Here is a 20,253-nt window from a genome sequence, read left to right as displayed (position 1 = left end):
ACCCGCCCCGGTCCGGGCGGTGCCGGCCGGGGCCGGGCAGGTCCGCCCCGGCCGAGCGAGCCAGCAGCCGAAGTGGAGTGACGGAGAGAACATGCCCCGCCCCGCCTTCCTCTCCCGGCTCCGGCCGGACCCGTACATCCTGGCGCTGCTCGCCACGGTGGCGCTGGCGGCGCTGCTGCCCGCGCGCGGCGGAGCGGCTCCGGTCGCGGGCGGCGCCGCCACCGGAGCGGTCGCCCTGCTCTTCTTCCTCTACGGCGCCCGGCTGTCCACCCGAGAGACGCTCGACGGGCTGGCTCACTGGCGCCTCCACCTGACCGTGCTCGTCTGCACCTTCGCGGTCTTCCCGGTGCTGGGTCTGGCCGCCCGCGGCCTGGTGCCCTACCTCATCGCACCGGAGCTGTACGCCGGCTTCCTCTTCCTCTGCCTGGTCCCCTCCACCATCCAGTCCTCGATCGCCTTCACCTCGATCGCCCGCGGCAACGTGCCGGCGGCCATCTGCGCGGGATCCTTCTCGAGCCTGACCGGAATCTTCCTGACCCCCCTGCTCGCGGCGCTGCTGCTGTCCGGCTCGGTCGGAGGCTTCTCGGCCGCCTCCCTGCTGGACATCGTGGTGAAACTGCTCCTGCCGTTCCTCGCCGGGCAGCTGCTGCGCCGCTGGATCGGCGGGTTCCTCACCCGGTGGAAGCGGTTGCTGGGGTACGTCGACCGGGGGTCGATCCTGCTCGTGGTCTACGCGGCCTTCAGCCAGGGCGTGGTGGCCGGTGTCTTCGAGCAGATCGCCCCGGTGCGCCTGCTGGGACTGCTGGTCGCCGAGGTGCTGCTGCTGACGGTGATGCTCACGCTCACGTCCTACGGAGCGCGGGCGCTGGGTTTCGGCAGGGCGGACCGGCTCGCCATCGTCTTTGCGGGATCGAAGAAGGGGCTGACCGCGGGGTTGCCGATGGCCGCGGTCCTCTTCGGCTCCGAGGCGGGCCTGGCGGTGCTCCCGCTGATGCTCTTCCACCAACTCCAGCTGATGGTCTGCGCCGTGATCGCCAGGCGGCGGTCCCAGGACCAGCCGGAGGCGGAGGGGACGGCGGGTGCGGAGGGGACGGTCGACGGCCGGGGGGCCGTGCCGAGCCCGCCGGAGCGGGCACCGACCACCGGTCGCTGACCCAGGGGGGCGCTGCCCGGCGACGGCCCCGACCGGTGATCGGGCCGAGACCGGTGATCGGGCCGATTGACGCGTCCGGGGGTCAGGCGGTGACGGCCGGCAGCGCGATGCGTTGCTCGCCGCTGTAGACGTTCATGGAGCTGCCGCGGAGGAAGCCGACCAGCGTGAGACCGGACTCGGCGGCCAGGTCCACCGCCAGCGAGGAGGGGGCCGAGACGGCCGCCAGCACCGGGATCCCCGCCATGACGGCCTTCTGCGCGAGTTCGAACGAAGCACGTCCGGAGACCATCAGTATCGTCCGGGAGAGCGGCAGCTCCCCCGACTGGAGGGCTCGTCCGACGAGCTTGTCGACGGCGTTGTGCCGGCCGACGTCCTCCCGCAGGTCCAGCAGCTCCCCCTCCGGTGAGAACAGGCCCGCCGCGTGCAGACCGCCGGTCCGGTCGAAGACCCGCTGGGCGGCCCGGAGCCGGTCGGGGAGCTGGGACAGCAGGGAGGGCTCCAGCGCCACCGGCGGATCGTCGGCGATCGGCCAGCGGGCGGTGGTGCGCACCGCGTCCAGGCTGGCCTTGCCGCAGAGGCCGCAGGAGGAGGTGGTGTAGACGTTGCGCTCCAACGTGATGTCGGGGACGGCCGTGTCGGGCGCGAGTTGGACGTCGACGACGTTGTAGGTGTTGGTGCCGTCCGCCGTCGCCCCGGCGCAGTAGACGATGTTCCGCAGTTCGTCGGCGCGGCTGAGCACCCCCTCGCTCACCAGGAACCCGGTGGCGAGCGCGAAGTCGTCACCGGGGGTGCGCATCGTGATGGCGAGCGGCTTGCCGTTCAGCCTGATCTCCATCGGCTCCTCGGCGACCAGGGTGTCCGGCCGGGCGCTCGCCACACCGTCCCGGATGCGCAGGACCCGCCGTCGCTCCGTGACCCGTCCCATGAGCAGTCACTCCCGATTCCCACGTGTGTGCTGGCAGCCGAAGCGGCCCTTGGACATCGAGGTTCCCATGAGTCCCCGGATTGTCATACCGCGAGGTGGTCCGGTGGGTGCGGCCGAGGGCGCCGGCCGGGGAGAAAGCCACGCGCCGGGCGGCTCCGCTGAGCCGCCCGGCGCGGGTGGGTGCGATCGTCGAGTGACGGGTCGGTTACTTCATCCCCACGAGCTGCTCGATGGGGGAGATGGCGAAGTAGACCAGGTACAGCCCGGAGACCGTCCACAGCAGCGGGTGCACGGTGCGGGCCCGGCCCATGACCACCTGGAGCACCACGTAGGAGAGGAAGCCGGCGCCGATGCCGTTGGTGATGGAGTAGGTGAAGGGCATCACGGCGATGGTGAGGAAGGCCGGAATGGCGATCGACAGGTCCGACCAGTCGATGCCCCGGATCTGGGTCATCAGCAGGAAGCCGACCGCCACCAGGGCGGGCGCGGCGGCCTGCGCCGGGACCAGGGTGGCCAGCGGGGTCAGGAAGAGCGCGGCTGCGAAGAGACCACCGGTGACGATGTTGGCGAAGCCGGTGCGGGCGCCCTCACCGACACCCGCCGCGGACTCGACGTAGGCGGTGTTCGAGGAGGACGAGGCGGCGCCGCCGGCCAGGGCGGCGAGGCTGTCGACCATCAGGATGCGGGTCAGGTTCGGGACCCGGCCGCGGTCGTCCACCAGACCGGCCTCACTGCTCACACCCATGATCGTGCCCATGGTGTCGAAGAAGTCGCTGAGCACCAGGGTGAAGACGAACAGCACCACGGTGATGACGCCGACGTGCTCGAAGGCGCCGACGACGTTGAACTGGCCGAGTAGGCCGAAGTCCGGGGTGGCGACGATGCTGTCCGGGATCTTCGGCGAGGTCAGGCCCCACTCGGCCGGCTTGAGCCCGGCGACCTTGTTGACCACGACCGAGATCACGGTCATCACGATGATGCTGATCAGGATGGCACCGCGGACGCCCCGGGCGAACAGCGCGATGGTCAGCAGCAGGCCGAGGCAGAAGATCAGCGCCGGCCAGCCGTTGAGGGTGCCGTCCGTGCCGAGGGCGACCGGCACCGTGGTGTTCTCGGCGTCCGGGATACGGGTGACGAAGCCGGCGTCCACGAAGCCGATGAAGGCGATGAAGAGACCGATGCCCACCGCGATCGCCGTCTTCAGCTGCATCGGGATGGCGTGCATCACCGCCTGCCGGAGCCCGGTGGCCACCAGCAGGGTGATGACGACACCCTCCAGTACCACCAGACCCATCGCGTCCGGCCAGCTCATCAACGGCGCTATCTGGAAGGCGACCACGGCGTTGATGCCGAGGCCGGCGGCCAGCGCCACCGGCAGGTTGCCGACCACACCCATGATGACCGTCATCACCGCGGCGACGAGGGCGGTCACGGTCACCAGCTGGGTGGAGCTGAGGTGGTTGCCGAACTTGTCCGTCGCACTGCCGAGGATGATCGGGTTCAGTACGAGGATGTAGGCCATGGTGAAGAACGTGGCGAAACCGCCCCGGACCTCACGGCCGATGGTCGACCCCCGCTGGGAGATCTTGAAGAAGGCGTCGATCGGCCCCCGCCTGATCAGATCAGGCCTCGGGCCTCCGGGATCACCCCCGGATGACTTCGAGATGGTACTCGTGTCGTGCTTCTGCTGAGACATGCGCCTCTCCTGGTGGCGGGGGTCGGACGCGGGGGAGGGAGTCCTGCGCGCTTGCCGCCCCCGCGTTCTCGGAATGTAAGCATCCGACTGCGCTTGCGCATCAAGTGGTCACATTCCGATACACAGTTGAGAGGTTCGCGGTAGCGCACTTGGGTGTAAAACGGCATGGACTGCTCGAAGTTGCGTTCGAGTCGGGCTCGACAAGAGTACGACCGGAGGCTGCGGCAGGTCGCCCGGCCTGTCTTTGTCCTCCGCCAGGTGAAAGTCTGTATTGATTCCTGCTCAAGTTCTTCCCACTCAGGTGCTTCGCTGCTAACTTCCCCGTGAAAGCCCGGCAGCGTCCGAAGATCCTCCCGCAAGGGGAAGGACGCGCCGCACGGGGACGGCCCCACGCCACGGGGCCAGGGGAGGGAGGGGCGGTGAGACGTATGACGGCACGTCCGGCCAACGCCCACCAGGCGCGGCTGCTCCGACTGCTCCGGGACGGCGGCCCCAACTCGCGCGCCCAACTCGGCGACCAGGTCGAGCTCTCCCGGTCGAAACTCGCCGTCGAGGTGGATCGGCTGCTGGAGACCGGGCTGGTCATCGCCGACGGACTCGCCGCCTCCAGGGGCGGTCGGCGCTCCCACAACATCCGCCTCGCCCCCCAACTGCGCTTTCTCGGCGTGGACATCGGCGCCACCTCCGTGGACGTGGCCGTCACCAACGCCGAGTTGGAGATACTCGGTCACCTCAACCAGCCGATGGACGTCCGGGAAGGCCCCGTAGCCGTCTTCGAACAGGTGCTGGCGATGGTGGCCAAACTGCGCGCCACCGGGGTCGCCGACGGCTTCGACGGCGCGGGCGTCGGCGTCCCGGGCCCCGTCCGTTTCCCCGACGGCGTGCCCGTCGCCCCGCCGATCATGCCGGGCTGGGACGGTTTCCCGGTGCGCGAGGTGCTCAGCCAGGAGTTGGGCTGCCCGGTCATGGTCGACAACGACGTGAACCTCATGGCCACCGGGGAGCAGCACGCCGGGGTGGCGCGTTCGGTGCGGGACTTCCTCTGCGTGAAGATCGGCACCGGCATAGGCTGCGGCATCGTCGTCTCCGGAGAAGTCCACCGCGGCACCACCGGGAGCGCCGGCGACATCGGCCACATCCAGGTCGAGCCGGACGGCCGGCCCTGCGCCTGCGGGAACCGGGGCTGTCTGGAGGCGCACTTCAGCGGCGCGGCCCTGGCCCGCGACGCCGAGGCAGCGGCTCTCGAAGGCCGGTCACCTGAGCTCGCCACCCGGTTGGCCGCGGCCGGGACGCTCACCGCGGTGGACGTCGCGGCGGCCGCCACCGCCGGGGACGGCGCCGCGCTCGACCTGATCCGCGAGGGCGGGGCCCGCACCGGGCAGGTCATCGCCGGACTCGTCAGCTTCTTCAACCCCGGGCTGGTGGTGATCGGAGGCGGGGTGACCGGTCTCGGCCACACCCTCCTCGCCAGCATCCGGACCCAGGTCTACCGGCAGTCGCTGCCCCTGGCGACCGGAAACCTCCCCATCGTCCTCGGCGAACTCGGGCCGGTCGCCGGTGTCATCGGCGCGGCCCGCCTGATCAGCGACCACCTCTTCTCACCGGCCTGACCCGACCCGACCGAGCGCGCACCGCACCGGACGTACGAGCGCCACCGCACCACCGCACCGGTATCCACCCCCGCCGGCATCCGCCGGACCGGACGTACGAGCGCCACCGCACCGGACGTACCGGCGCCCGCACCAGGCCGTTCACCGCAGGCCACGTGCGAGCGCCCCACCGCCCGGTAGTGCCCACGTTCCGCCTCCGCTCCGTCCCGACGCACCGACCCCCGCCGAGGAGGTCCGCCATGCCATCCCCGTCCGAGGCCACCGCACCGCCCGTCCCCGACGGCGGCCCGCTCCTCACCATGACCGGTATCACCAAGTCCTTCCCCGGTGTGCGGGCGCTCGACGGAGTCGACCTGGAGGTGCTGCCCGGCGAGGTCCACTGCCTCCTCGGACAGAACGGCGCCGGCAAGTCCACCCTCATCAAGGTCCTGGCCGGCGCCCACCGCCCCGACGCGGGCGCGATCACCTGGTGCGGGCGGCCGGTCCAGCTCACCTCCCCGACCGCCGCCATGTCCTGCGGCATCGCCACCATCTACCAGGAGCTCGACCTCGTGGACGGACTCTCCGTCAGCGAGAACATCCACCTCGGCCACGAGTTGAGCACCGCCGGCTTCCTGCACCCGGCCAGCGCCCGGGAGGCCAGCGCCGCGCTGCTCGCCCGCCTCGGCCACCCGGAGATCGACCCGGACACCCCGGTCGGCGCGCTGGCCGCCGCCGGCCGCCAGATCGTGAGCATGGCCCGCGCCCTCTCCCACGACGCGCGGCTGATCGTCATGGACGAGCCCTCCGCCGTACTCGACTCCGACGAGGTCGACAACCTCTTCCGGATCGTCGCGGACCTCACCGCCTCCGGCGTCGCCGTCGTCTACATCTCCCACCGTCTGGCGGAGATCCGGCGGATCGGCGACCGGGTCACCGTCCTCAAGGACGGGCGCACCGCGGCGCGCGGGCTGCCCGCCCACTCCACCCCGACCCGCGACATCGTCTCCCTGATGACCGGCCGGAAGGTCGAGTACGCCTTCCCCGAGCGGCCGCCCGCCCCGGAGGCCGCCGGGCGACCCGTGCTGGAAGTCCAGGGACTCGCCCGGGAGGGCGAGTTCGCCCATGTCGACCTGGCGCTCCGACCGGGCGAGATCCTCGGGCTGGCGGGCCTCGTCGGCTCGGGCCGCTCGGAACTCCTGGAGACGATCTACGGGGCCCGCCGCCCCTCCGCCGGGCGGGTACTGGTCGACGGCCGGCCGCTGCGGCCCGGCAGCGTCCTCGCGGCCGTCCGGGCGGGGATCGGCCTGGCCCCCGAGGAACGCAAGGCCCAGGGGCTGCTGATGCTGGAGTCCGTCACCCGCAACGTGTCGCTCTCCTCCCTGGCGCGCTTCGCCCGGGCCGGCTGGTTGGACCGGGCCGCCGAGCGCTCCGCGGCCCACCGCGGCACCGGGGAGCTCTCGCTGCGCCCGGCCGACCCGGACCGGCCGGTGCGCACCCTCTCGGGCGGCAACCAGCAGAAGGTCGTACTGGCGCGCTGGCTGCTGCGCGGCTGCCGGGTCCTGCTGCTGGACGAACCCACCCGGGGGGTCGACGTCGGGGCCCGAGCCGAGCTGTACACCCTCATCCGGCGCCTGGCCGACGACGGTGTGGCCGTCCTGCTGGTGTCCAGCGAGGTGCCGGAGGTACTCGGCCTCGCCGACCGGGTGCTGGTGCTCCGCGAGGGCCGGGTGGTGCACGGCGGACCGGCCCGGGAGCTCGACGAGCACCGTGTCCTCGATCTCGTCATGGAAGGGAGCCCGTCGTCATGACCAGGGGTGCCACCTCTGAACCGGCCCTGCCACCGCCCGCGTTGCCCGACCCCGCCGGCAAGACGGCGCGCGAACCGGACCGGCGCTCCGGCAGCGGGATTCCCGGGCCGTTCGCCGACCTGCGCAACCTCTCCCTGCTGGGGGTGCTCGCCGCCCTGCTGGTGGTCGGTGCCATCACCAGACCGGCTGAGTTCCTCTCCACCGACAACCTCCAACTCGTCCTGACCCAGGCCTCGGTCATCGGGGTCGTGACCGTCGGCGTCACCCTGGTCATCATCGGCGGCGGCATCGACCTGTCGGTCGGCGCGGTGGTCGCGCTCTGCTCGGTCTGGGCCACCACCCTCGCCACCCAGGAGTTCGGCCTCGGCGGCGTCCTCTGCTGCGCCCTGCTGGTAGGCCTCGGGTGCGGCCTGGTCAACGGCGTGCTCATCGCCTACGGGGGGATGGTGCCGTTCATCGCCACCCTCGCCATGCTCGCCTCGGCGCGCGGGCTGGCACTGCAGATCAGCGACGGCAGGACCCAGGTCGTCACCGTCTCATCGGTGCTGGACCTGGGCCTTCCCGGAGCCTACATCCTGGGGGTCCCCCCACTCGTGCTCGTCTTCGCGGTCGTCACCGCGGTCGGATGGCTGCTGCTCAACCGCACCACCTTCGGCCGCCGCACCGTGGCGGTGGGCGGCAACCCGGAGGCGGCCCGACTCGCCGGCATCGACATCAGGCGCCACCGGATGACGCTCTACCTGCTCTCCGGCCTGTGCTGCGGGATCGCGGCCTTCCTGCTGATCGTCCTCACCGGCTCCGGCCAGAACACCAACGGCAACCTCTACGAACTGGACGCCATCGCCGCCGCGATCATCGGCGGCACGCTGCTCAGCGGGGGCCGGGGCACCATCGTCGGCTCCGTGCTCGGCGTCCTGGTCTTCACCACGATCACCAACCTGTTCGCGCTGAACAACCTGCAGAGCGACGTCCAGCAGATCGCCAAGGGGGCGATCATCGTCGCCGCCGTACTCGTCCAACGCCGCACCACGCCCGGGACGGGTTCCTGACATCCGCCGACCCGACGTGGCCTCCGCAGAGAGCGTGCCACCCGCAAGGAACGTGCCCTCCTCAAACTACTAAGGGGTCGTAGCCACATGACACCACCACTGCCCAGCCGCCGGGGGCTGCTCTTCGGCACCGCCGCCCTCTCGGCGGGGGCCGTACTCACCGGCTGCACCAGCAACGAGAGCAACGAGGGGAAGAAGGCGCCGGCCGCGGTCGACGACAAGCCGGGCAAGCCCGTCACCATCGGTTTCGCCGGGCCGCAGGCCGACCACGGCTGGCTCAACGCCATCAACGGACAGGCCAAGAGCCAGGCGGAACGCTACTCCGACGTCACCCTGGAGATCACCGAGGGCTCCAACGACACGGCCCAGCAGATCGGCCAGATCGAAACCCTGATCAACAAGAAGGTCGACGTGCTGGTGGTGCTGCCGGCCGACGGCAAGGCGCTCACCCAGGTCGGCCTCAAGGCGATGCGGGCCGGCATCCCGGTGGTCAACCTGGACCGGGTCTTCGACTCGCAGCAGGCCTACCGCTGCTGGGTGGGCGGCGACAACTACGGCATGGGCCTCAACGCCGGCCATTACATCGGCGAGCGGCTCAAGGGCGAGAAGAACGCCAAGGTCGTCGAACTGGCCGGGCTCGACAACCTGGAACTCACCCGGCAGCGCACCCAGGGGTTCGACGACGCCCTGAAGAACTACCCCAACATCCGGAAGGTGGCCCGTCAGGCAGCCGAGTTCACGGTCGAGTCCGGCCAATCCAAGATGGCCCAACTGCTCCAGGCCCAGCCGCGCTTCGACGCCCTGTGGAACCACGACGACGACCAGGGCGTGGGAGCCGAGCGGGCCATCAAACAGGCGGGACGGGACGAGTTCCTCATGGTCGGCGGGGCCGGCTCCCGGCGCGTCATGGAGGCCATCCGGGCCGACGACTCGGTCGTGAAGGCCACCGTCCTCTACCCGCCGACCATGGCGGCCTCCGCGATCGACCTCGCACGCGCCCTCGGCCAGGGCAAGGGGGTCGCCGGGCTCGCCGAACTCGAGATCCCCGCCTCCATCACCCTCTACTCCGCGGTGGTCACCAAGGACAACGTCGACGACTACCTGCCCATCGGCTTCACGTGACCGGGCTCCGCCCGCCGGAATCACCGCGTGTCGACGATCAGTAGGAGGTCCCATGGATGACCGCGAGTTCGAGAACGACAAGCCCGCCCTGGGCGTGGGCATGGTCGGATACGCCTTCATGGGCGCCGCGCACTCCCAGGGCTGGCGCACCGTCGGCCGGGTGTTCGATCTGCCGATGGATCCGGTGATGGCCGCGGTCTGCGGGCGCGACCGGACGGCGGTCTCCGCGGCGGCACACCGTCTGGGGTGGGCGGCGGCCGAGACCGACTGGCGCGCCCTCATCGCCCGGGACGACGTACAACTGGTCGACATCTGCACCCCGGGGGACAGCCACGCGGAGATCGCCATCGCCGCGTTGGAGGCAGGCAAACACGTGCTCTGCGAGAAGCCCCTGGCGAACACGGTGGCCGAGGCGGAGGCGATGGCGACGGCGGCCCGGGCCGCCCGGCTCCGCGGGCAACTGGCTATGGTCGGGTTCAACTACCGCCGTACCCCGGCCATGGCGCTGGCCCGTTCCATGGTGGCGGAGGGGCGGCTCGGCGCGCTGCGGCACGTGCGTGTCACCTACCTCCAGGACTGGATCGTCGACCCGGAGTTCCCGCTGGTCTGGCGGCTGCGGCGGGAACACGCCGGCTCCGGCGCGCTCGGTGACCTCGGGGCGCACATCATCGATCTGGCGCAGTACCTGGCGGGGGAGGTGCTGGTCGGCGTCTCGGCGCTGACCGAGACCTTCGTCCGGGAACGGCCGCTGCCGGCGGGCGAGAGCAGCGGCCTGTCGGCGGCCTCCGGGGCATCCGGGCGCGGGCCGGTGACCGTGGACGACGCCGCGCTCTTCACCGGCCGCCTGGCCTCCGGGGCGCTCGCCTCCTTCGAGGTCACCAGGGTGGCGGCCGGGCGGAAGAACTCGCTGCGCCTGGAGCTGAACGGCGAGCACGGCTCACTCGCCTTCGACCTGGAACGGCTCAACGAGCTCTCCTTCCACGACCACACCGAACCGGCCGGCTCGGCCGGTTTCCGCCGGATCCTGGTCACCGAGCCGGAGCACCCCTACCTGGAGGCGTGGTGGCCGCCCGGCCACGGTCTCGGCTACGAACACACCTTCGTCCACCAGGCCCGCGACCTGGTGCACGCCATCGCCGCCGGTACCGACCCGGCGCCCTCCTTCGCCGACGGGCTCCAGGTGCAGCGGGTCCTCGCGGCGGTCGAGGAGAGCGCCGGGCGGGATGCGGTCTACACCCCCGTACCGCCCCTCACCCCCGCGCTGAGCTAGGAGGCTCCCGTGCCCAGACCCTTCACCCTCTTCACCGGCCAGTGGGCGGACCTCCCCCTGGAGGAGGTCTGCCGACTGGCCCGGGAGTTCGGCTACGACGGCCTGGAACTCGCCTGCTGGGGCGACCACTTCGAAGTGGACCGCGCGCTGAAGGAGCCCGGATACCTCCAGGGGCGCAGAGAGCTGCTGGACCGGTACGGACTGCGCTGCTGGGCGATCTCCAACCACCTCGTCGGGCAGGCCGTCTGCGACTCGCCCATCGACGAACGCCACCAGGCCATCGTCCCCGCAAGGATCTGGGGCGACGGCGACCCCGAGGGGGTGCGGCAGCGGGCCGCCGCCGAGATGGCCGACACCGCCCGGGCCGCAGCCGCCTTCGGGGTGCGCACCGTCATCGGTTTCACCGGCTCCTCCATCTGGCACCTGGTGGCGATGTTCCCGCCGGTCCCGCCGCAGATGGTCGAGCGGGGCTACCAGGACTTCGCGGACCGCTGGAACCCGATCCTCGACGTCTTCGACGCAGAGGGCGTGCGCTTCGCCCACGAGGTGCACCCCAGCGAGATCGCCTACGACTACTGGACCACCCAGCGCGCCCTGGAGGCGGTCGGCCACCGAGCGGCCTTCGGGCTCAACTTCGACCCCAGCCACTTCGTCTGGCAGGACCTCGACCCGGTCGGCTTCCTCTGGGACTTCCGGGACCGCATCTACCACGTCGACTGCAAGGAGGCCCGCAAACGGCTGGACGGGCGCAACGGCCGGCTCGGCTCCCACCTGCCCTGGGGGGACCCGCGGCGCGGTTGGGACTTCGTCTCCGCCGGCCACGGTGACGTGCCCTGGGAGGACGTCTTCCGGATGCTCCGCTCCATCGGCTACGACGGTCCGGTCTCCGTCGAGTGGGAGGACGCCGGGATGGACCGCCTGCAGGGGGCTCCGGAGGCGCTACGGGCCCTGAAACAGTACGACTTCGAGCCTCCGTCCGCCTCCTTCGACGCCGCTTTCGGCAACTCCGACTGACCCCCCGGCGACGGGCGCCCGGCCCGGCCACCCGGAAGGTGCCGCCGGGCCGGTCCGGCCTGCTCTGGAAAGGCTTTGTCCATCGGCAGGAAGAAGCCGTCCGGCAGTATGTCAACGGGGTTTCCGAACAGGACGAAGGCGGCTACCGTCCATGGAGGAAACCGGCGCCCAGCGTTTCGGCACTCCCACCGAACCACCCGCCCACACCCCCCACCGAGCAACGGCCTGATCCCCCCATCGGCCCACCGCCACCACCCGGCCCCCGCCCCACCGGCCGAGCTGGTTCCCGGCGCGACGGCGCGCGCCTGTCACACAACGTCATCCCTCCGGAGGACTTCGTGCACAGGAAACGGCCCAGACTCCGCAAGAGCTCCGCGCTGCTGATGAGCTCCCTGCTCGTCGGCGCGACCCTGGCGCTGACCGCCCCGACCTCCAGCGCGGCCGCCCCCGCGCCCGGGCAGCGCTCCGCGACGAACACGTCCGCAGCCGACTTCCAGCAGGTGACCCTGGCCAAGGGTGCGGAGGAGACCGGCGAACCCATGACGCTGGCCGTGCTCCCGGACCGCTCGGTGCTGCACACCTCCCGCGACGGCACCCTGCGGCTGACCGACGAGTCCGGCGACACCATGCTCTCCGGCGAGATCGAGGTCTACTCACACGACGAGGAGGGCCTCCAGGGCGTCGGAGTCGACCCCGACTTCGCCGAGAACCGGGCGATATACCTCTACTACGCGCCACCGCTCGACACCCCCGAGGGCGACGCCCCCGAGGACGGTGAGGCGAGCGACTTCGAGCCGTTCGACGGGGTCAACCGCCTCTCCCGCTTCGTGCTCGACGAGGACGGCCGGCTGGACACCGCGAGCGAGAGGAAGGTGCTCGACGTGCCGGCCTCCCGGGGCACCTGCTGCCACGTCGGCGGGGACATCGACTTCGACGCCGACGGCAACCTCTACCTCTCCACCGGCGACGACTCCAACCCCTTCGCCTCGGACGGCTTCACGCCCATCGACGACCGGGAGGGCCGCAACCCGGCCTTCGACGCCCGACGCTCGGCCGGCAACACGAACGACCTCCGCGGCAAGATCCTCCGCATCAAGGTGGCCGAAGACGGCTCGTACACCATCCCCGAGGGCAACCTCTTCGCTCCCGGCACCGAGAAGACCCGGCCGGAGATCTACGCCATGGGCCTGCGCAACCCCTTCCGGATGAGCGTCGACAAGCCGACCGGCGTCGTCTACGTCGGTGACTACGGGCCGGACGCCGGCGCCGCCGACCCCGCCCGGGGACCGGCCGGGCAGGTGGAGTTCGCCCGCGTCACCGAGGCCGGCAACTTCGGTTGGCCGTTCTGCACCGGTGACAACGACGCCTACGTCGAGTACGACTTCGCCACCGGCACGTCCGGTGAGCCCTTCGACTGCGCGGCGCCGAAGAACACTTCCCGCCACAACATCGGCCTGACCGACCTGCCGCCGGCCCAGCCGGCCTGGATCCCCTACGACGGCGCTTCGGTGCCCGAGTTCGGGGACGGCTCGGAGTCGCCCATGGGCGGCCCCGTCTACCGCTACGACCCGGACTCCGACTCCAAGGTCAAGTTCCCCGAGGAGTACGACGGCGACTTCTTCGCCGGGGAGTTCGGCCGGCAGTGGATCAAACGGATCGAGCAGGGCGAGGACGGCACCGTCGAGTCGATCAACGACTTCCCGTGGGACGGCACCCAGGTCATGGACATGGCCTTCGGGCCGGACGGCGCGCTGTACGTCCTCGACTACGGACTCGGCTGGTTCGGCGGCGACGAGCACTCCGCGCTGTACCGCATCGAGAACGCCACCGACGGCCACTCGCCGATCGCCGAGGCGGCGGCCGACCGCACCTCCGGACAGGCACCGCTGGAGGTCCACTTCACCTCCGCGGGCAGCAGCGACGCCGACGGCGACCCGCTCACCTACAGCTGGGACTTCGGCGACGGCGGCACCGCCTCCGAGGCCGACCCGACCCACACCTACCAGGAGAACGGCACCTACACCGCGACCGTGACGGCCACCGACGACACCGGCCGCTCCGGCAAGGCGAGCGTCCACATCACCGTCGGCAACACCGCCCCCACGGTGACCCTGGAACTCCCCGGTGACGGCCAGTTGTTCACCTTCGGCGACGAGGTCCCCTTCGAGGTGACGGTGACCGACCCGGAGGAGGAGACCATCGACTGCGACCGGGTCAAGGTCACGTACGTCCTCGGCCACGACAGCCACGGCCACCCCATGACCTCCGCCACCGGCTGCTCCGGGACCATCAAGACCAGCGCGGACAGCGAGCACGACCCGAACGCCAACATATTCGGTGTCTTCGACGCCGAATACACCGACGGCGGGGGAGGTGAGCAGCCGCCGCTGACCGGCCACGACCAGCACGTCCTGCAGCCCAAGCACCGGCAGGCCGAGCACTACGGCGACAGCCACGGCGTCGGGACCACCGCCCGGGCCGGCGCCCAGGGCGGCAGGGTGGTCACCGACATCCACGACGGCGACTGGATCTCCTTCGAGCCGTACCACTTGGCGGACGCCGTCTCGTTGAGCGCCCGGGTGGCCTCCGACGGGGCCGGCGGCACCCTGGAGGTGCGCACCGGAGCGCCCGACGGCGAGCTCCTCGGCAGCACCGAGGTGCCCGTCACCGGAGGTTGGGAGACCTACCAGGAGGTGACCGCCGGACTCGACGGCGCGCCGTCTGAGACCACCACCGTCTTCCTGGTCTTCAAGGGGGGTGACGGGGCCCTCTACGAGGTGGACGACTTCACCTTCACCACCGGCTGACCGGAGGCCCGGTGGGTCCGGGACGACCGTCCCGGACCCACCGGCCCCACGCCCGGCCGACACCGTAGGACCGTGCCCACGACACCCCCACCCGGACCCGGGTCGCCACCAGCCCGGGGCCTGCGAAGGAGCGAGCGTGAACAACGGCATCAGCAGACGGACCACGCTGGGACTGGCGGCCGCCGTGGCGCTGCTGCCCGGACTCAGCGGAGCCGGCACCGCCGGAGCCGCGGCGCGGCCCGACCGGGGCCCGGCCGCCGAGGAGAAGAACGTACTGGTTTTCTCCAAGACCGCCGGCTTCCGCCATGACTCCATCCCGGACGGCATCGCGGCCATCGGCGAACTCGGTGCGGAACACGGCTTCGGCGTGTACGCCACCGAGGACGCCACCGCCTTCACCGCCGAGAACCTCGCCGGGTACGACGCGGTCGTCTTCCTCTCCACGACCGGCGACGTCCTCGACGAGCGCCAGCAGGCCGCCTTCGAGGAGTACATCCGGCGGGGCGGCGGCTACGTCGGGGTGCACGCCGCCGCCGACACCGAGTACGACTGGCCCTTCTACGGTGGGCTGGTCGGGGCCTACTTCCAGAGCCACCCGGAGATCCAGCCGGCCGCCATCGAGGTGCGGGACCGGGCCCATCCCGCCACCGCCCACCTGGGCACCGTCTGGGAGCGGACCGACGAGTGGTACGACTACCGCACCAACCCCCGCGGACAGGCCCGGATCCTCGCGGTGCTCGACGAGAGCTCCTACAGCGGCGGCGGCATGGGCGAGGACCACCCGATCGCCTGGTGCCAGGAGTACGAGGGCGGCAGAGTGTTCTACACCGGCCTGGGCCACACCAAGGAGTCGTACACCGAGCCGGAGTTCCGGCTCCACCTGCTGGGCGGCATCCGGTACGCGACCGGGGAGGCGCACGCCGACGCCCGCCCGGAGAACGGCTACACCCCGCTCTTCGACGGCACCGGCACCGACGGCTGGCAGCAGGCCGGCCCGGGCCACTTCAGACTGGACGACGCCACCCTCACCTCCGTCGGCGGCATGGGCCTGCTCTGGCACCGGGAGCCGGCCCCGGCGGCGTACTCCCTCAAACTCGACTGGCGGATGGCCGGCGACGACAACTCCGGGGTCTTCGTTGGCTTCCCGCCCTCGGACGACCCGCAGTCGGCGGTGGACCACGGCTACGAGGTGCAGATCGACGCCACCGACGTGCCGGAACGGACCACCGGGGCCGTCTACGGCTTCCAGTCCGCCGACCTGGCTGCCCGGGACGCCGTACTCAACCCGCCGGGGGAGTGGAACACCTACGAGATACGTGTCGAGGGCGAGCGGCTCCGGGTCTTCCTCAACGGGACGCAGATCAACGACTTCACCAACACCGATCCGGAGCGCGGCCTCACCGACGGGCACATCGGCATCCAGAACCACGGTGAGGGGGACGAGGTGTCCTTCCGCGACATCAGACTCAAGGAACTGCCGGCCGAGAGCGGGAGGTAGCCCCCGAACTCGTCCCGGTGGCCGGTGGCGGCTCGAGGGGAACCGCCGCCGGCTCCGGCGGCGGGGGTGGACGCCGAGCACCCCCGCCGCCGGCCCAAGCCCCCGCCCACCGGGGCGACGGCTCAACGCCCCGGCACACCATCGTCCGCCCCAGCTCCTTCGACCACCGGCCGGAGCGCACCGGCGGCAAGTCGCTCGTCCCGCACCACCGCACGTGGAACACACCTCTGGCACCAGGGAGGACGGCAGTGACCAGTACCCCATCCGATCCCGGCCGACCCGCATCGGCGGCGGCCCCCGGGAGGGCGAACACGCCGGGCGGGAACACCGGCCGTCCGCCCGCCGCGCCAACCGGCCCGAGCAGCGCCACCGACCAGCGTCCGCGGACCGGGGTCTGGCTCATCGGGGCTCGCGGCTCCGTCGCCACCACCGTCGTCGCCGGGGCCGCCGCCCTCGCGGCCGGGCTGCACCCGCCGACCGGCCTGGTCACCGAGACCGAGCCGTTCGCCGGCTGTGGCCTGCCGCCGTTGGACCGGCTGGTGTTCGGCGGTCACGACATCGCCACCTGCCCCCTGCCGAAGCGGGCCGAGGCGCTGGCCGTCGGCGGAGTGCTGCCGCCCGGACTGCCCGCCGCGGTCAACGCCGACCTGGCCGCGGCCGACGCCGCCGTCCGCCCCGGGGGGCCGCAGCCCGGCGACCGCCGGAGCGAGCAGGAGCTGATCGACGCCTTCGCCACCGACCTCGGGGAGTTCCTCACCGATCACCGCCTGGAGCGGGCGGTGGTCGTCAACCTCGCCTCCACCGAACCCACCTCCGAAGACGAGCACCGGCTGCCGCCCAGCTCCCTGTACGCCGCCGCAGCGCTCCGGGCGGGATGCCCGTACGTCAACTTCACGCCGAACACCGGTCTGCACCACCCGCGGCTGACCGAGGCCGCGCTCGGCTCCGGACTGCCCTACGCGGGGCGGGACGGCAAGACCGGCCAGACACTGCTGCGTTCCGTGCTGGCGCCGATGTTCGCCCAGCGGGCCCTGGACGTACGGGCCTGGTCCGGCACCAACCTCCTCGGCGGCGGGGACGGGGCCGCGCTGGCGGATCCGTCCGCCGCCGCCGCGAAGAACGCCGGCAAGGCCCGGGTACTCTCCGACGCCCTGCCCACCGAGCCCCAGGGCGTGGTCCACATCGACGACGTTCCGGCGATGGGGGAGTGGAAGACCGCCTGGGACCACGTGGCCTTCGACGGGTTCCTCGGCTCCCGCATGATCCTCCAGACCATCTGGCAGGGCTGCGACTCCGCACTCGCGGCCCCTCTGGTCCTCGACCTCGCCCGGCTGGCCGCCGCCGCGCACAGCGCCGGGCTCAGCGGCCCCCGACCCGACCTCGGCTTCTACTTCAAGGACCCGGACGGTGGTCCCGCCGCCCTGGCCGAGCAGTGGCAGGCGCTGTGCGGCTTCGCCGACCGGCTGCGGGCGGCGAAGCCGGAGGCCGACGCCGTCCCGGAGGAGGACCGATGAGCCCGCGGCGACCCCGGAACCCCGCGCCCACCGACCCCCTCGGACAGCCGCCCCCGCGACCGGCCCACCGGCGCGCCGCCTGGGCCGAACTCCTGCGGATCTCGGCCGTTCTCACCGTCCCCGGCGACGCCGTCGCCGGTGCCGTGGCCTCCGGAGCCCGCCCCAACCGCGGCACAGCGCTCGCCGTCGGCGCCTCACTGTGCCTGTACGAGGCCGGAATGGTGCTCAACGACTGGGCCGACCGCCACCTCGACGCCGTCGAACGCCCGCACCGGCCGCTGCCCTCCGGCCGGATCCGCCCCGGGGCCGCGCTCGCCGCGGCAGCCGGGCTGACCACCGCCGGCCTGGGGCTGGCCGCCGCCGCGGGCCGCCCCGCCCTGGCCACCGCCACCGTGCTCGCCGGAACGGTCTGGGCCTACGACCTGGTGCTCAAACGGACCGCCGCCGGACCGGCTGCGATGGCCGCTGCCCGGAGCCTCGACCTCCTTCTCGGCGCCACCGCGACAGCCACCGTCGGACCCCCGGCGGACGGCGCGCGCCGCCGACCCGACCACAGCGGGCCGAGCGGCCCGGACAACACCGCGAGCACCAGTCGGCCGCCGGGGGATCGAGGACGCGCCGGTCGCGGAGTGACGGCCTCCGAAGGGCTGCGGGCCGCGCTTCCCTCAGCGGCCCTGCTGGGCACACACACCCTCGCCGTCACCGCCGTCTCCCGGCGGGAGACCGAGGGCGGTTCCACGGCCACCCCGCTCGCCGCGGCGGCCACCACCGCGCTCATCGCCGGCACTCTCGGTCGGGAGCCCCGACCGGGCGGCGGCCGAGTCGCCACCCTGCTCGCCGGGGTCTACGCCGCAACCGCGGGACGACCCCTGGCACACGCCGCCCTCAACCCCTCCCCCCATCTGACCCAGCAGGCCGTCGGCGGGGGCATCCGGGCGATGATCCCGCTCCAGTCGGCGCTCGCCGCCCGCGCCGGGGCGCGCCACCGGGCCCTGCCGCTGCTCGCCCTGCTGCCGGTCGCCCGCCGGCTCTCCGGGAGGGTGAGCCCGACATGACACCGCGATCCGGCCCGACGCGTCCGAGCCCCGCGCTGCGCTTCGGGTACGGCACCAACGGCCTGACCGACCTGAGGGTCGAGGAAGCCCTCGACCTGCTGGCCGAACTCGGCTATGACGGGGTCGGGCTGACGCTCGACCACATGCACCTCGACCCCCTGGCCCCCGGACTGGCCACCCGGACCCGCCGGATCGGCCGGCGACTCGACCGCCTCGGCCTCGGCCTCGCCGTCGAGACCGGAGCCCGCTACGTACTGGACCCGCGACGCAAACACCACCCCACCCTCCTCGACCCCGATCCCGACGCCAGGGCCCGCCGGAGCGGCCTGCTGTCGACCGCCGTCGAAGTCGCCGCCGATCTGGGCGCCCACGCCGTGCACTGCTTCAGCGGTCGGATCCCCGCCGGGGTGCCCGAGGACACCGCCTGGCAGCGGCTGGCCCGGTCCCTGGAACCGGTGATCGACGCCGCCGGCGCGGCGGGCGTGCCGCTGGCCGTCGAACCCGAGCCCGGCCACCTCCTCGCCGACCTCCCGGGCTTCCACCGCCTGCGGGAGCTCCTCGGCAGCCCCGAACCTCTCGGCCTCACCCTCGACATCGGCCACTGCCAGTGCCTGGAACCCCTGCCGCCCGCCGAGTGCGTGCGGCAGGCGGCGCCCTGGCTGCGGCACGTGCAGATCGAGGACATGCGGCGAGGAGTCCACGAGCACCTGCCGTTCGGCGCCGGCGAGATCGACTTCCCCCCGGTGCTCCAGGCCCTCCACGACGTCGGCTACCGCGGGCTGGTCAGCGTCGAACTGCCCAGGCACTCCCACGCCGGACCGGCCCTGGCCGCCGATTCACTGCACTTCCTGCGGACCGCCGCCGGTCAGGCAGGCATCCCCGCCGAGGGACCCGAGCACCGCCACCGCGTCCACCGCGGCCGCACCCTCACGCGACCACCCGGAGGAGGTATCAGGTGATCGAGACCCCGACCAGCGCGGCCCTGGAGGCGGCGCTGCGCGCCCGCCTCAACCCGGCCGCAAGCGCCTGGCTGGACGAGGCGCTCGCCCTGGCGCGCGCCGCCAGCCCTTCGCAGGAGGCGGGCACCGGCCGGCGGGCCCCGCTGCCCCCCTGGCAGATGCGGTTCGCCGCCGCCGGCCGGCACTGCGGCCGCAAGGCGCTGGCCGAACCGCCGGAGGCCGCCGACCAACGCCCGGCCCCCGCCGCCCCGGCGGCCGAACCCGCCGACGACGCCCGGATCCTCCTACTGTGCGCCGCACAAGCCGACCACGCCACCCTCGCCCTGCTCTACGAGCGCGGCACGGCTGCGGAGCGGCGGGCCGTGCTGCGCGCCCTCCCGTACCTTCCCGGCCTCGGAGCAGCCGCCGTACCACTGGTCGAGGACGCCCTCCGGGCCAACGACACCCGGCTGGTGGCCGCGGCCGTCGGCCCGTACGCGGCCCGGCACCTCCCCCCACACAGCTGGCGGCACGCCGTACTGAAGTGCCTGTTCACCGGAGTCCCGGTGAGCTCCGTCGCCGAGCTGGACCGGCGGGCGGCAGACGACGGCGAACTCGCCCGGATGCTCGAGGACTACGCCCGCGAACGCACCGCCGCCGGCCGGCAGGTGCCCGAGGACCTGTACCTCGTGCTGGCCAGCACCGGCACCACGGGCCATCCCGAAGGCTCCCCCCTTCCCCCCACCGCCGCCCCGGACGGCAGCCCCGCGCACCATCCGTCCGCCCCCGGCACCGGACCCCAGGAGAGCTAG

Annotated in this window: 15 protein-coding genes; 13 read left to right on the top strand and 2 right to left on the bottom strand. The window is 72.5% G+C overall.

Annotated elements, in window-relative coordinates:
• Nucleotides 1-91 precede the first annotated feature (91 nt).
• Nucleotides 92-1,153 (top strand): bile acid:sodium symporter family protein, encoded by a 1,062-nt coding sequence (locus tag BGP73_RS05755; protein WP_079127233.1) that lies wholly within the window; start codon nt 92-94, stop codon nt 1,151-1,153.
• 82 nt (nt 1,154-1,235) lie between these two features.
• Here the strand turns inward: BGP73_RS05755 and fdhD are convergent, their stop codons facing one another.
• Nucleotides 1,236-2,078 carry a formate dehydrogenase accessory sulfurtransferase FdhD gene (gene fdhD / locus BGP73_RS05750; RefSeq protein ID WP_069812367.1) on the bottom strand — a complete coding sequence of 281 codons (843 nt, stop codon included), beginning with the start codon at nt 2,076-2,078 and terminating at the stop codon, nt 1,236-1,238.
• Between the two features lie 205 nt (nt 2,079-2,283).
• On the bottom strand, nt 2,284-3,774 hold the full coding sequence (locus tag BGP73_RS05745) for an NCS2 family permease (protein ID WP_079127232.1): 1,491 nt from the start codon (nt 3,772-3,774) through the stop codon (nt 2,284-2,286).
• A 428-nt stretch (nt 3,775-4,202) separates the two neighbouring features.
• Here BGP73_RS05745 and BGP73_RS05740 point away from each other — a divergent pair, with 428 nt between their 5' ends.
• From BGP73_RS05740 to BGP73_RS05685, 12 genes are all read left to right on the top strand, one after another.
• Nucleotides 4,203-5,384, top strand: a complete 1,182-nt coding sequence (locus tag BGP73_RS05740) for an ROK family transcriptional regulator (protein WP_069812366.1) — start codon at nt 4,203-4,205, stop codon at nt 5,382-5,384.
• A 239-nt stretch (nt 5,385-5,623) separates the two neighbouring features.
• On the top strand, nt 5,624-7,174 hold the full coding sequence (locus BGP73_RS05735; protein ID WP_069812365.1) for a sugar ABC transporter ATP-binding protein: 1,551 nt from the start codon (nt 5,624-5,626) through the stop codon (nt 7,172-7,174).
• Nucleotides 7,171-8,223, top strand: a complete 1,053-nt coding sequence (locus BGP73_RS05730) for an ABC transporter permease (RefSeq protein WP_069812364.1) — start codon at nt 7,171-7,173, stop codon at nt 8,221-8,223. Before BGP73_RS05735 ends, BGP73_RS05730 begins: the two co-directional genes overlap by 4 nt.
• 87 nt (nt 8,224-8,310) lie before the next feature.
• Nucleotides 8,311-9,345 (top strand): substrate-binding domain-containing protein, encoded by a 1,035-nt coding sequence (locus BGP73_RS05725; RefSeq protein ID WP_069812363.1) that lies wholly within the window; start codon nt 8,311-8,313, stop codon nt 9,343-9,345.
• Between the two features lie 52 nt (nt 9,346-9,397).
• On the top strand, nt 9,398-10,615 hold the full coding sequence (locus tag BGP73_RS05720) for a Gfo/Idh/MocA family protein (RefSeq protein ID WP_069812362.1): 1,218 nt from the start codon (nt 9,398-9,400) through the stop codon (nt 10,613-10,615).
• 9 nt (nt 10,616-10,624) lie between these two features.
• Nucleotides 10,625-11,629 carry a sugar phosphate isomerase/epimerase family protein gene (locus BGP73_RS05715; protein ID WP_069812361.1) on the top strand — a complete coding sequence of 335 codons (1,005 nt, stop codon included), beginning with the start codon at nt 10,625-10,627 and terminating at the stop codon, nt 11,627-11,629.
• Between the two features lie 383 nt (nt 11,630-12,012).
• A complete protein-coding gene (locus tag BGP73_RS05710) occupies nt 12,013-14,436 on the top strand; it encodes a PQQ-dependent sugar dehydrogenase (protein WP_079127307.1) in 2,424 nt (807 codons plus the stop codon).
• A gap of 136 nt (nt 14,437-14,572) precedes the next feature.
• Nucleotides 14,573-15,934, top strand: a complete 1,362-nt coding sequence (locus BGP73_RS05705) for a ThuA domain-containing protein (protein ID WP_079127231.1) — start codon at nt 14,573-14,575, stop codon at nt 15,932-15,934.
• Between the two features lie 401 nt (nt 15,935-16,335).
• Nucleotides 16,336-17,448 (top strand): inositol-3-phosphate synthase, encoded by a 1,113-nt coding sequence (locus tag BGP73_RS05700; protein WP_069812929.1) that lies wholly within the window; start codon nt 16,336-16,338, stop codon nt 17,446-17,448.
• The gene (locus tag BGP73_RS05695; RefSeq protein ID WP_079127229.1) at nt 17,445-18,503 is read left to right on the top strand and encodes an SCO3242 family prenyltransferase; all 1,059 of its coding nucleotides are present in this window, start codon (nt 17,445-17,447) and stop codon (nt 18,501-18,503) included. Before BGP73_RS05700 ends, BGP73_RS05695 begins: the two co-directional genes overlap by 4 nt.
• Nucleotides 18,500-19,462: a sugar phosphate isomerase/epimerase family protein gene (locus BGP73_RS05690; RefSeq protein ID WP_079127228.1), complete on the top strand. Its 963-nt coding sequence runs from the start codon at nt 18,500-18,502 to the stop codon at nt 19,460-19,462. Before BGP73_RS05695 ends, BGP73_RS05690 begins: the two co-directional genes overlap by 4 nt.
• Entirely contained in the window at nt 19,459-20,253 is a 795-nt protein-coding gene (locus BGP73_RS05685) for an EboA domain-containing protein (RefSeq protein ID WP_212732784.1), read from the top strand. The genes BGP73_RS05690 and BGP73_RS05685 overlap by 4 nt, the downstream gene beginning before the upstream one ends.

The organism is Streptomyces sp. TP-A0874, assembly GCF_001748085.1.
Classification (GTDB): Bacteria; Actinomycetota; Actinomycetes; order Streptomycetales; family Streptomycetaceae; genus Streptomyces.
The sequence above is the reverse complement of the archived record's forward strand: the minus strand, read 5'-3'. Positions and strand labels throughout refer to the sequence as shown.

Bases quoted from the DNA above. Each gene is read 5' to 3' on its own strand.
- BGP73_RS05720 (WP_069812362.1), top strand. From the start codon at position 9,398: ATGGATGACCGCGAGTTCGAGAACGACAAGCCCGCCCTGGGCGTGGGC.
- BGP73_RS05690 (WP_079127228.1), top strand. From the start codon at position 18,500: ATGACACCGCGATCCGGCCCGACGCGTCCGAGCCCCGCGCTGCGCTTC.
- BGP73_RS05710 (WP_079127307.1), top strand. From the start codon at position 12,013: ATGAGCTCCCTGCTCGTCGGCGCGACCCTGGCGCTGACCGCCCCGACC.
- BGP73_RS05730 (WP_069812364.1), top strand. From the start codon at position 7,171: ATGACCAGGGGTGCCACCTCTGAACCGGCCCTGCCACCGCCCGCGTTG.
- BGP73_RS05745 (WP_079127232.1), bottom strand. From the start codon at position 3,774: ATGTCTCAGCAGAAGCACGACACGAGTACCATCTCGAAGTCATCCGGG.
- BGP73_RS05725 (WP_069812363.1), top strand. From the start codon at position 8,311: ATGACACCACCACTGCCCAGCCGCCGGGGGCTGCTCTTCGGCACCGCC.
- BGP73_RS05735 (WP_069812365.1), top strand. From the start codon at position 5,624: ATGCCATCCCCGTCCGAGGCCACCGCACCGCCCGTCCCCGACGGCGGC.
- BGP73_RS05755 (WP_079127233.1), top strand. From the start codon at position 92: ATGCCCCGCCCCGCCTTCCTCTCCCGGCTCCGGCCGGACCCGTACATC.
- fdhD (WP_069812367.1), bottom strand. From the start codon at position 2,078: ATGGGACGGGTCACGGAGCGACGGCGGGTCCTGCGCATCCGGGACGGT.
- BGP73_RS05695 (WP_079127229.1), top strand. From the start codon at position 17,445: ATGAGCCCGCGGCGACCCCGGAACCCCGCGCCCACCGACCCCCTCGGA.
- BGP73_RS05740 (WP_069812366.1), top strand. From the start codon at position 4,203: ATGACGGCACGTCCGGCCAACGCCCACCAGGCGCGGCTGCTCCGACTG.